Genomic DNA, 11,410 nt, shown 5'->3' with positions numbered 1-11,410 from the left:
CCGCGAACGGCGCCGGAACTTCCATAGAAGCTTTGTCGCCTTCGACGGTGATCAGGGATTGCTCAGCGGCAATAGTGTCGCCCACTTTAACCATGATCTCGGTGACTTCAACTTCATCGCCGCCGATATCCGGTACGTGAACTTCTTTCGCTGCGCTTGCCGCCGGCGCTGCTGCCGGTGCCGGAGCAGCCGCTTTCTCTTCCTGCGCAGGTGCAGCGGCTGCTGCACCTTCGGCGGAATCGAAAATCATGATCAGTTTGCCAGTCTCGGTTTTGTCGCCGACGGAGACTTTAATCTCTTTCACGACGCCAGCCTGCGGAGACGGAACTTCCATAGAGGCCTTGTCGCCTTCTACGGTGATCAGCGACTGTTCAGCTTCAACTTTGTCGCCAACTTTGACCAGGATCTCGGTGATTTCAACTTCATCAGCCCCGATGTCCGGTACTTTGATTTCGATAGCCATTATTCTCTTACCTCTTACGCCAGACGCGGGTTAACTTTTTCTGCATCGATGTCGAATTTAGCAATGGCGTCAGCCACAACTTTCTTATCGATTTCACCACGTTTAGCCAGTTCGCCCAGCGCCGCAACGACCACGTAGGAAGCATCAACTTCGAAGTGGTGACGCAGGTTTTCACGGCTGTCGGAACGACCGAAGCCATCGGTACCCAGTACGCGGTAATCATCAGCCGGTACGTAAGTACGAACCTGCTCGGCGAACAGTTTCATATAGTCAGTGGATGCTACAGCCGGAGCGTCGTTCATCACCTGAGCGATGTACGGTACGCGCGGAGTTTCCAGCGGGTGCAGCATGTTCCAGCGTTCGCAATCCTGGCCATCACGCGCCAGTTCGGTGAAGGAGGTGACGCTATACACGTCAGAACCTACGCCGTAATCTTTCGCCAGGATCTGCGCTGCTTCACGAACGTGACGCAGGATAGAACCGGAGCCCAGCAGCTGAACTTTACCTTTGCTACCTTCGAGGGTTTCGAGTTTGTAGATACCTTTACGGATACCTTCCTCGGCGCCTTCCGGCATGGCCGGCATGTGGTAGTTTTCGTTCAGTGTAGTGATGTAGTAGTAAACGTTCTCTTGCGCTTCGCCGTACATACGTACCAGACCGTCATGCATGATGACAGCGACTTCGTACGCGTAAGACGGGTCGTAGGAGATACAGTTCGGGATAGTCAGCGACTGAATGTGGCTGTGACCATCTTCGTGCTGCAGACCTTCGCCGTTCAGCGTAGTACGACCGGAAGTACCGCCAATCAGGAAGCCGCGAGCCTGCTGATCGCCAGCCGCCCAGCACAGATCGCCGATACGCTGGAAGCCGAACATCGAGTAGTAGATGTAGAACGGAATCATCGGCAGGTCGTTGGTGCTGTAGGAGGTCGCAGCAGCCAGCCAGGATGCGCCTGCGCCCAGCTCGTTAATACCTTCCTGCAGAATCTGGCCTTTCTCGTCTTCTTTGTAGTATGCAACCTGCTCACGGTCCTGCGGGGTGTACTGCTGGCCGTTCGGGCTGTAGATACCGATCTGACGGAACAGACCTTCCATACCGAAAGTACGCGCTTCATCGGCGATGATCGGCACCAGACGATCTTTGATCGACTTGTTCTTCAGCATCACGTTCAGGGCACGAACGAAAGCGATAGTGGTAGAGATTTCTTTGTTTTGCTCTTCCAGCAGCGCGCTGAAGTCGGCCAGAGTCGGCAGCTCCAGTTTCTCAGTGAATTTCGGCTGACGAGTCGGCAGGTAGCCGTTCAGCTTTTCACGTTGAGCGTGCAGGTAAGTGTGCTCTTCGGAACCTTCCGGGAAGGTCACGTACGGCAGTTTTTCGATATCGGCATCAGCCACCGGCACGTTGAAACGATCGCGGACGTAGCGAACGCCGTCCATGTTCATTTTCTTAACCTGGTGCGCGATGTTTTTACCTTCCGCGGTGTCGCCCATACCATAACCTTTAATGGTATGCGCCAGAATCACAGTCGGCTGGCCTTTGGTTTCCTGCGCTTTTTTCAGTGCAGCGTAGACTTTCTTCGGATCGTGACCGCCACGGTTCAGGGCCCAGATCTGCTCGTCAGTCCAGTCGGCAACCAGCGCGGCGGTTTCCGGATATTTACCGAAGAAGTGCTCACGAACGTAGGCGCCGTCTTTGGATTTGAAGGTCTGGTAGTCGCCGTCAACGGTTTCGTTCATCAGCTGAATCAGCTTACCGCTGGTGTCTTTACGCAGCAGCTCATCCCAACGACCGCCCCAGATAACCTTGATAACGTTCCAGCCAGCACCACCGAAGATGCCTTCCAGTTCGTTAATGATTTTACCGTTACCGGTGACCGGGCCGTCCAGACGCTGCAGGTTGCAGTTGATGACGAAGACCAGGTTATCCAGTTTTTCACGGGTCGCGATGGTGATAGCGCCTTTAGATTCCGGCTCATCCATCTCGCCATCGCCCAGGAAGGCGTAAACGGTTTGCGCAGAGGTGTCTTTCAGACCACGGTGTTCCAGATATTTCAGGAATTTAGCCTGATAGATTGCGCCCAACGGCCCCAGACCCATTGATACGGTCGGGAACTGCCAGAATTCCGGCATCAGTTTCGGGTGCGGATAAGAGGACAGACCATTACCGTGAACTTCCTGACGGAAGTTGTTCATCTGCTCTTCAGTCAGACGACCTTCCAGGAAGGCACGTGCATATACGCCCGGAGAGATGTGGCCCTGGAAGTAAACCAGATCGCCGCCGTCTTTCTCAGTGCGCGCACGGAAGAAGTGGTTGAAGCAAACTTCGTAGAAGGTAGCGGAAGACTGGTAGGATGCCATGTGGCCACCCAGCTCCAGATCTTTCTTCGATGCGCGCAGAACGGTCATGATGGCGTTCCAACGGATCGCTGAACGAATACGGCGTTCCAGCTCCAGATTGCCCGGGTATTCCGGTTCATCTTCAACGGCAATAGTGTTGACGTAATTATGCGCTGCCGCACCGGCCGCTACTTTCACGCCGCCTTTGCGGGCCTCAGAAAGAAGCTGGTCGATCAGATACTGAGCACGCTCAACACCTTCTTCACGGATGACCGATTCGATCGCCTGTTGCCAGTCGCGAGTTTCGATCGGATCCACGTCATTCTGGAAACGTTCTGACATGGGGGTATTCCTTATCTATCTAATCGTTGATTTAACTGGAACCTGTCCCATTGAACTCTTTAGCGTTTCACTCTGATGAACAACCAAGAATTCAATAAGACAGGTTCTGCGTTTAGTTGCCGCGCTCTAAAAAATGGCGCTTAAGAACCGGAGTTCTCGTCCTTTCGTTGCTGTAAACGACGCAGTGAACGTTCTCTACGACTCTGTTCACGGCTACGATCCAGCAAAATTTCCTCAATGAACGCCAGGTGACGGTGCGACGCCTCACGCGCCTGCTCCGGCTCCCCGGCCATTATCGCCTCGAAAATGCGAGTACGATGGTTGCTGACCAACGGGAGCATTTCCCGGCGGGCATACAGCAATTCAAAGTTCTGACGAACGTTTTGTGCCAGCATCGGCTCCATACACCTTAGCAGATGGAGCAACACCACATTGTGCGCCGCTTCGGTGACGGCGATTTGGTACTGGACGACAGCGCCGGATTCGGCGTCGAGATCGCCGGACTGTTGGGCCCGCTCAATGGCTTGATGCAGCTCGCGAATACGGTCGCGATCTTCATCATTGCTGCGCAGCGCCGCGTAATAAGCCGCGATGCCTTCCAGCGCGTGACGGGTTTCCAGCAAATCGAATTGGGATTCAGGGTGGTCGGACAGGAGCTCGACCAACGGGTCGCTAAAGCTCTGCCACAGGCTGCTTTGTACAAAGGTTCCACCGCCCTGGCGACGAAGCAACAGGCCCTTGGCTTCGAGGCGTTGAATCGCCTCACGGAGCGAGGGACGGGAAACGTCGAACTGTTTTGCCAGTTCGCGTTCAGGCGGGAGTTTTTCACCGGGGCGCAACGTCCCCTCAAGAATCAGAAACTCCAGCTGCTGCTCTATCACATCAGAAAGTTTTGGTTGGCGGATCTTGCTGTAGGCCATATTCCCTGTCTCTGCCATTCGCCCGGAGTCAATTGGTCTTACCAATTTAAAGTTCGTAGCGCTAAAGTAACAAAGTATTCACCTCCTGTCCATACAGGTTTTGATTGAAATCAGTAAACCTGGCCTTTTTTAACAACCTTACAGAAATAACGTTTCAGAAATGTAACCTTGCACAAAACTTACATTTACCCAGCAAGGGGTAGCATTAACTTTATATAAACGAAAAATTACGCTTTCTGAACCGATTCAAGAAGCTAAAAAGTGCATTTATAAACCAATAAAGTGAATAGATAACCAATTAAGGGTAGCGGTGGCGGTGGTAAGAAAAAATGACAAACGGTGTCTTTTTGTTCGTTCCGTCATCATCCCTTCATAAAGCAGGTGCATTCGCACGCCCTTACCATTATTCTGCATCAGGCGAAAGGTCTTTGAGGGAATTTCCGCTTTGCTTTCCGTAAAGAAATCAATACAAAAATGGAATTTCATAATTACACAAACACAACAATGTGTGCGTTGCGTCACTCGGGTAAAAACTGGCCTCAAACGCCTTGAAATTAGCTAACTATGCTATTTGGCAGAGACGGACAGCAAAGCAGCAACCTGAAGGATGAAGCGTATAAACATAATAACCACACACGAGGTTTCATGATGGAAGGTCAACAGCATGGCGATCGACTCAAGCGCGGCTTGAAGAACCGCCATATACAGCTCATTGCGCTAGGAGGCGCTATTGGTACGGGCTTATTCCTGGGTAGTGCGTCAGTGATTCAATCTGCAGGTCCTGGTATTATTCTCGGCTACGCTATCGCCGGGTTTATCGCCTTCCTGATCATGCGTCAACTCGGCGAGATGGTCGTCGAAGAACCGGTAGCCGGTTCATTCAGCCATTTTGCTTATAAATACTGGGGCGGCTTTGCCGGCTTTGCCTCCGGCTGGAACTATTGGGTGCTGTATGTGCTTGTCGCCATGGCGGAACTGACCGCCGTGGGCAAATATATCCAGTTCTGGTGGCCGGAAATCCCTACCTGGGCCTCCGCGGCGGTCTTCTTCATCGCCATTAACGCCATTAACCTGACCAACGTAAAAGTGTTCGGTGAAATGGAGTTCTGGTTCGCGATTATTAAAGTCGTCGCAGTAGTGGCCATGATTCTGTTCGGCGCCTGGTTGTTGTTCAGCGGCAACGGCGGCCCGCAGGCGACGGTCAGTAACCTGTGGGATCAGGGCGGTTTCCTGCCGCACGGCTTCACCGGGCTGGTGATGATGATGGCGATCATTATGTTCTCCTTCGGCGGTCTGGAACTGGTGGGCATCACCGCGGCAGAAGCGGACAACCCGGAAAAGAGCATCCCGAAAGCCACCAACCAGGTTATCTACCGTATCCTTATTTTCTATGTAGGCTCCCTGGCCGTGCTGCTCTCCCTGCTGCCGTGGACGCGCGTCACCGCCGATACCAGCCCATTCGTGCTGATCTTCCACGAACTCGGCGACACACTGGTGGCAAATGCCCTCAACATCGTGGTGCTGACCGCCGCGCTCTCGGTTTACAACAGCTGCGTGTACTGTAACAGCCGTATGCTGTTCGGCCTGGCGCAGCAGGGTAATGCGCCGAAAGCGCTGCTGACTCTCGATAAACGCGGCGTACCGGTCAACACCATTCTGGTATCCGCCGTAGTCACCGCGCTGTGCGTGCTGATCAACTACCTGGCGCCGGAATCGGCGTTCGGACTGCTGATGGCGCTGGTGGTCTCCGCTCTGGTAATTAACTGGGCGATGATTAGCCTCGCGCACATCAAATTCCGTCGCGCTAAGCAGCAGGAAGGCGTGAAAACACGTTTCCCGGCGCTGTTCTACCCGCTGGGTAACTGGATATGCCTGCTATTTATGGTCGCGGTACTGGCCATCATGCTGATGACCCCGGGAATGGCGATTTCGGTGTGGCTGATACCGGTGTGGATTGCCGTTCTCGGCGTTGGCTATCTGTTTAAGCAGAAAAGCGCCGGCGTCGTAAAAGCACAATAATACATCTCGTCACGCCGTGTCCGTCCTCGAGCGACGGGCACGGCGCATTGTTATCTGCTTCACACTTTCCTTCCTGTAACAGTTTTATCCATATCGATGACGGATTACTGCAACGTAATTCCCGACGCTAAGACCAATAATTCTCTCCAGACTGCAATGGAGAGTTCCAGGATGACAGGCAATACACTTTCGCTGAAAGAAAAGATTGGCTACGGGATGGGCGATGCCGGATGTAACATTATCTTTGGCGCCATCATGTTGTTCGTTAACTATTTTTATACGGATATTTTTGGTCTTGCGCCGGCGCTGGTTGGGGTGCTGCTGCTTTCGGTGCGCGTCATCGATGCCGTCACCGACCCGATCATGGGGGCGATGGCCGACCGCACCCGCAGTAAATATGGCCGCTTTCGCCCATGGCTGCTGTGGATGGCCTTCCCCTACGCCCTGTTCAGCGTGCTGATGTTCACCACCCCGGAATGGACCTACAACAGCAAGGTTATCTATGCCTTCGTCACCTACTTCCTGCTGTCGATAACCTATACCGCGATTAACATCCCCTACTGCTCTTTGGGGACGGTGATGACATCCGACCCGCAAGAACGTGTCGCCTGCCAGTCATACCGCTTTGTGCTGGTCGGTATCGCGACGCTTCTGCTCTCGTTGACTCTGCTGCCTATGGCGGAGTGGTTCGGCGGCGCCGATAAAGCGAAAGGTTATCAAATGGCGATGACCGTATTGGCGTTCATCGGCATGTGTATGTTTTTGTTCTGCTTCGCCACCGTACGCGAGCGCATACGTCCTGCGGTACAAACCAACGACGAGCTGAAAAAAGACCTCAAAGACGTGTGGAAAAACGACCAGTGGGTTCGCATTTTGCTCTTAACCCTATGTAACGTTTGCCCCGGCTTTATCCGCATGGCCGCCACCATGTACTACGTCACCTGGGTGATGGGGCAAAGCACCCACTTCGCCACTCTGTTTATCAGCCTTGGCGTGGTCGGCATGATGATCGGCAGCATGCTGGCGAAAGTGCTGACCGACCGCTGGTGTAAACTGCAGGTCTTTTTCTGGACCAACATTGTACTGGCAGTCTTCTCCTGTGCGTTCTACTTCTTTAATCCGCATGCCACAACGCTGATTCTGGTGCTCTACTTCCTGCTCAATATCCTGCATCAAATCCCGTCGCCGCTGCACTGGTCGCTGATGTCCGACGTTGATGACTACGGCGAGTGGAAAACCGGTAAACGGATCACCGGCATCAGCTTCTCCGGTAACCTGTTCTTCCTGAAAGTGGGGCTGGCGGTCGCCGGGGCCATGGTGGGTTTCCTGCTGTCGTGGTACGGCTACGATGCCGGCGCGAAGCAGCAAAGCACCTCGGCGCTAAACGGTATCGTACTGCTGTTCTCAGTGATCCCCGGCGTTGGCTACCTGATTACCGCAGGCGTCGTACGCCTGTTGAAAGTTGACCGTGATCTGATGCGCCAAATCCAGAGCGATCTGGAAAAACGCCGCAGTAACTACAGCGAACTGAATGAACTCCAGGAATTGAAAACCAGTGAACACGTAAGGAAAGCCTGATGAACAACTGGCCGAATCCCTTTATTGAACAACGCGCGGACCCTTTTATCCTGCGCCATCACGACAGCTACTATTTTATTGCCTCCGTGCCGGAATACGATCGGCTGGAGATTCGCCGCGCCGCCACGCTGGAAGGCCTGCGTGAAGCCGAGCCGGTGACCGTCTGGCGCAAGCCGCAAAGCGGTCCGATGAGCCAGCTGATCTGGGCACCGGAGCTCCACTACATCGACGGCAAGTGGTATATCTATTTCGCCGCCGCCCCGACCCATGACCTCGACGCCCAGGGGATGTTCCAGCACCGGATGTTCGCCCTTGAGTGTACCGACAGCGATCCGCTCAGCGGCCGCTGGCAGGAAAAAGGGCAAATTATCACCCCCTTCGATACCTTCGCCCTCGATGCCACCACTTTCTGCCATCAAGGGAAACGCTGGTATTTATGGGCGCAGAAAGACCCGCAGATCGCCGGCAATACCAATCTCTATCTGGCGGAGCTGGAAAACCCGTGGACGCTAAAAGGCACGCCGATCATGCTGAGCAAGCCGGAGTTCGCCTGGGAATGCCGGGGATTTATGGTCAATGAGGGGCCTGCGGTGCTGGTACACGGCGATAAGCTGTTTATCAGCTATTCCGCCAGCGCGACCGATGAAAACTACTGCATGGGATTATTATGGATAGATATTCAGGCCGATCCGCTACAGCCGGCTAACTGGCACAAATCCCCGCAGCCGGTATTTCGCACCAGCTACGAAAACCGCCAGTATGGTCCCGGCCACAATAGCTTTACGCAAACGCCGGAGGGGGAAGATGTGCTGGTGTACCACGCGCGCAACTACACCGAAATCGAAGGCGACCCGCTGTACGATCCTAACCGTCACACCCGGCTGAAGTTAGTGCGCTGGCAAGAAAACGGGATGCCCGACTTCGGCATCCCGCCTGCTGATACGCTGTAGCGAGTGAACAGCGAGCCGTCCGGGATCCAATACCACCACTGGGATTTTCCCTGCTTGCGCTGCGCTTAGCAGGGCTACCGCTTCTGCGCTTACCGGGCCGCGGAGCGTAGGCCGGATAAGCGCAGCGCCATCCGGCGACATGAGTGCGCCAAGCCTAGCAGCGCCAGGCTTCGGGCCGTTAAATCAACGTTCCGTAGATGGTCAGCAGCGCCATAATCACCACCACCACCAGCGAGGTTTTCTTCGCCATGGAAACCGCCGCTTTTGGTGTCTCAACCGCATCGACGTGCGGCTCGCGGGCCAATGAGAACTGGGCCAGACGAGTTAATACCTGATACTGTGAAGAGTGACGATCGCCTAGCGAGGCAAACCACGCCGGCAGCGCTTTTTCGCCGTGCCCCAGCAGCGCGTATACCACGCCAACCAGGCGCACCGGCACCCAATCGACAATATGCAGAATACCGTCAATGCCGGACTGTAAACGATGGCGCGGCGTCTGATAGCGCGCAAGCCAGGTCTGCCAGGCGCGCAGGACGCTATAAGCGGTTAGCGTCAACAGCCCCCACGGGCCGCCGACCACCAGCCAGAACAGCGGCGCGAGATAGTAGCGATAGTTGATCCATAGCAGTGCGTTTTGCAGCTCGCGAAGATACTCCTGACGATCGCAGCCCGGCGGCACGCCGTGAATAAGCGTTAGCTCGCTGGCCATAGAATCGCAGGCGTGGCTATCGTTGTTCGCCGCCGCCTTCAGATAGGCATGATAATGCAGGCGCACCTTGCCCGCACCGATACACAGCAGGCCGAGCAAAATCCAGAACACCAGCAGCGGTACGTTAAATAGCTGTCCCTGTAGCAGGCGTTGAATAACGTATACCACCGCCACCGCGACGACGGTCATCAGCACGGTGCCGAACAGCGAGAAATGCTTCACGCGGCGGAACAGTACCTCCAGGCGATGATCGAGCTGCCAGTGCTCACCAAGCTTGAACAGACGCTCGGCGATGAGAACCAGCAGCGTAGTAAACAACGTCATGGTATCTCCTTATGTGACGATGCGGCCAACATACCGCGGTATTTTGCCCAATCAAAGGCCGGGCCGGGATCCGTTTTACGTATCGGCGCGATATCGCAATGGCCGGTAATATTATCAGCAATACCAGGATAACGCTGGATAAGCGCCTGGGTAATCACCACTAACTGCTGGTACTGCGCCTCGGTGTAAGCCTGAGTATCCGTCCCTTCCAGCTCAATGCCGATCGAAAAATCATTGCAGCGCTCGCGGCCGTGATAGCTGGAGACGCCCGCATGCCATGCGCGCTTATCAAAGGGTACATACTGGACTATCTCGCCATCGCGGCGAATCAGACAATGCGCCGAAACGCGCAGATGAGCAATCCCGGCGAAGTAAGGATGCGCGTCGGCATCCAATGTACCGGTAAATAGCGCGTCAATCCACGGGCCGCCAAACTCCCCCGGCGGCAGGCTGATATTATGTACCACCAGTAAAGAAGGGTTTTCATCGTCCGGGCGGCAATCGTGATGCGGCGAAGGCACCCGACGCGCGCCCACCAGCCATCCGCCATTCAACTGCATGGGGAATCTCCTTTCGCAAACGTGGATCCCGGCGGCCCCACAGGCGACGCGAAATCCATTGGGTATGTGTGGTACAGAAACGTGGTTCAGGTTAGCATGTTTCCCACTTCTGAATCTTATCTATCTGGAGCTTTATCATGACGCCTCGTCGCTACAGCCCCGACCGCCGCCGTGACGCGCTGCTGGAACGTATTAATCTCGATATTACCGACGCCGTCGCGCAATCACTACGCGAAGATCTGGGCGGCGAAGTTGACGCTAACAACGATATTAGCGCGCAATTACTGCCATCGGACGCGCGCTCTCACGCCGTCGTTATCACCCGCGAAGATGGGGTATTCTGCGGTAAGCGTTGGGTAGAAGAAGTTTTCATTCAGCTTGCCGGCGACGATGTCAGCATCACCTGGCACGTGGCTGACGGCGATACGGTAAAAGCCGATCAGCCGCTGTTCGAACTGGACGGGCCGTCGCGGGTGCTGCTGACCGGCGAACGCACCGCGCTGAATTTCGTGCAGACCCTCTCCGGGGTAGCAAGCGAAGTACGCCGCTACGTCGACCTGCTCAAAGGCACCAAAACGCAACTGCTTGATACGCGTAAAACGTTACCAGGCCTGCGCACCGCGTTGAAGTATGCGGTGCTGTGCGGCGGCGGCGCGAACCACCGTCTGGGCCTCTTCGACGCTTTCCTGATCAAAGAAAACCATATCATCGCCTCTGGTTCGGTACGTCAGGCGGTGGAAAAAGCCTTCTGGCTGCACCCGGACGTACCGGTGGAAGTCGAAGTCGAAACGCTGGATGAGCTGGATGAAGCGTTAAAAGCCGGCGCTGATATCATCATGCTCGACAATTTCACCACCGACCTGATGCGTGAGGCGGTGAAACGTACCAACGGCCAGGCGGCGCTGGAAGTCTCCGGCAACGTTACCTTCGATACCATTCGCGAATTCGCGGAAACCGGCGTTGACTATATTTCCGTCGGCGCACTCACCAAGCACGTACGGGCCCTCGACCTGTCCATGCGTTTTCGTTAATTCTCTCCCCGATATCCACCGGGTATCGGGGATATTTTTGCGAGACGCCTCGCACGCTTCCCGCGCATCTTTGAAAATGCTACCGAAAAGCTGGATGCCTGCATCCTAAGCGTATTTTTCCTCCTCGCCGCCGCGACGTAATCGCGCCAAAGTCACCCCACAACCAACAAGGAGTGAC

At 55.0% G+C, this 11,410-nt stretch carries 9 protein-coding genes; 4 read left to right on the top strand and 5 right to left on the bottom strand.

What is annotated here, in order from left to right; all coding sequences use genetic code 11:
- The 3 genes from ABLV07_RS19475 to pdhR form a co-directional block, all read right to left on the bottom strand.
- On the bottom strand, window positions 1-463 hold a 463-nt coding region (locus ABLV07_RS19475), incomplete at its 3' end, for a biotin/lipoyl-containing protein (protein ID WP_348861485.1).
- A gap of 14 nt (window positions 464-477) precedes the next feature.
- Entirely contained in the window at window positions 478-3,141 is a 2,664-nt protein-coding gene (gene aceE, locus ABLV07_RS19470) for a pyruvate dehydrogenase (acetyl-transferring), homodimeric type (RefSeq protein WP_015368222.1), read from the bottom strand.
- A gap of 140 nt (window positions 3,142-3,281) precedes the next feature.
- Window positions 3,282-4,061 carry a pyruvate dehydrogenase complex transcriptional repressor PdhR gene (pdhR, locus tag ABLV07_RS19465; protein ID WP_015368223.1) on the bottom strand — a complete coding sequence of 260 codons (780 nt, stop codon included), beginning with the start codon at window positions 4,059-4,061 and terminating at the stop codon, window positions 3,282-3,284.
- A 645-nt stretch (window positions 4,062-4,706) separates the two neighbouring features.
- Here pdhR and aroP point away from each other — a divergent pair.
- The 3 genes from aroP to ABLV07_RS19450 all read left to right on the top strand — a co-directional run bounded on the left by aroP (window position 4,707) and on the right by ABLV07_RS19450 (window position 8,608).
- Window positions 4,707-6,080: an aromatic amino acid transporter AroP gene (gene aroP, locus ABLV07_RS19460; protein WP_161798754.1), complete on the top strand. Its 1,374-nt coding sequence runs from the start codon at window positions 4,707-4,709 to the stop codon at window positions 6,078-6,080.
- A 171-nt stretch (window positions 6,081-6,251) separates the two neighbouring features.
- Window positions 6,252-7,658: an MFS transporter gene (locus tag ABLV07_RS19455; RefSeq protein ID WP_348853708.1), complete on the top strand. Its 1,407-nt coding sequence runs from the start codon at window positions 6,252-6,254 to the stop codon at window positions 7,656-7,658.
- Window positions 7,658-8,608 carry a family 43 glycosylhydrolase gene (locus ABLV07_RS19450; protein ID WP_015368227.1) on the top strand — a complete coding sequence of 317 codons (951 nt, stop codon included), beginning with the start codon at window positions 7,658-7,660 and terminating at the stop codon, window positions 8,606-8,608. Before ABLV07_RS19455 ends, ABLV07_RS19450 begins: the two co-directional genes overlap by 1 nt.
- A 178-nt stretch (window positions 8,609-8,786) precedes the next feature.
- On the opposite strand, the gene ampE is transcribed toward ABLV07_RS19450, so the two are convergent.
- Together ampE and ampD are read right to left on the bottom strand one after the other, a co-directional pair.
- Window positions 8,787-9,641, bottom strand: coding sequence for a beta-lactamase regulator AmpE (gene ampE, locus ABLV07_RS19445; RefSeq protein WP_015368228.1), 855 nt, complete (start codon window positions 9,639-9,641; stop codon window positions 8,787-8,789).
- Complete coding sequence (gene ampD / locus ABLV07_RS19440) at window positions 9,638-10,201, bottom strand: 1,6-anhydro-N-acetylmuramyl-L-alanine amidase AmpD (RefSeq protein ID WP_015704411.1); 564 nt, start codon at window positions 10,199-10,201, stop codon at window positions 9,638-9,640. The genes ampE and ampD overlap by 4 nt, the downstream gene beginning before the upstream one ends.
- A gap of 137 nt (window positions 10,202-10,338) precedes the next feature.
- On the opposite strand from ampD, the gene nadC reads away from it, so the two are divergent.
- Window positions 10,339-11,232 (top strand): carboxylating nicotinate-nucleotide diphosphorylase, encoded by an 894-nt coding sequence (gene nadC, locus ABLV07_RS19435; RefSeq protein WP_015368230.1) that lies wholly within the window; start codon window positions 10,339-10,341, stop codon window positions 11,230-11,232.
- The last annotated feature ends 178 nt before the right edge of the window (window positions 11,233-11,410 follow it).

The organism is Klebsiella sp. CN_Kp097, assembly GCF_040064495.1.
Taxonomy (GTDB): domain Bacteria; phylum Pseudomonadota; class Gammaproteobacteria; order Enterobacterales; family Enterobacteriaceae; genus Klebsiella; species Klebsiella aerogenes.
Note: the sequence above shows the minus strand (reverse complement) of the source record. Positions and strands in the feature narration are given on the sequence as shown.

What these genes read in the sequence shown, in the direction of transcription:
- aceE (WP_015368222.1), bottom strand. Translation starts at nt 3,141, where the DNA reads ATGTCAGAACGTTTCCAGAATGACGTGGATCCGATCGAAACTCGCGAC.
- ABLV07_RS19455 (WP_348853708.1), top strand. Translation starts at nt 6,252, where the DNA reads ATGACAGGCAATACACTTTCGCTGAAAGAAAAGATTGGCTACGGGATG.
- ABLV07_RS19450 (WP_015368227.1), top strand. Translation starts at nt 7,658, where the DNA reads ATGAACAACTGGCCGAATCCCTTTATTGAACAACGCGCGGACCCTTTT.
- pdhR (WP_015368223.1), bottom strand. Translation starts at nt 4,061, where the DNA reads ATGGCCTACAGCAAGATCCGCCAACCAAAACTTTCTGATGTGATAGAG.
- aroP (WP_161798754.1), top strand. Translation starts at nt 4,707, where the DNA reads ATGATGGAAGGTCAACAGCATGGCGATCGACTCAAGCGCGGCTTGAAG.
- ampE (WP_015368228.1), bottom strand. Translation starts at nt 9,641, where the DNA reads ATGACGTTGTTTACTACGCTGCTGGTTCTCATCGCCGAGCGTCTGTTC.
- nadC (WP_015368230.1), top strand. Translation starts at nt 10,339, where the DNA reads ATGACGCCTCGTCGCTACAGCCCCGACCGCCGCCGTGACGCGCTGCTG.
- ampD (WP_015704411.1), bottom strand. Translation starts at nt 10,201, where the DNA reads ATGCAGTTGAATGGCGGATGGCTGGTGGGCGCGCGTCGGGTGCCTTCG.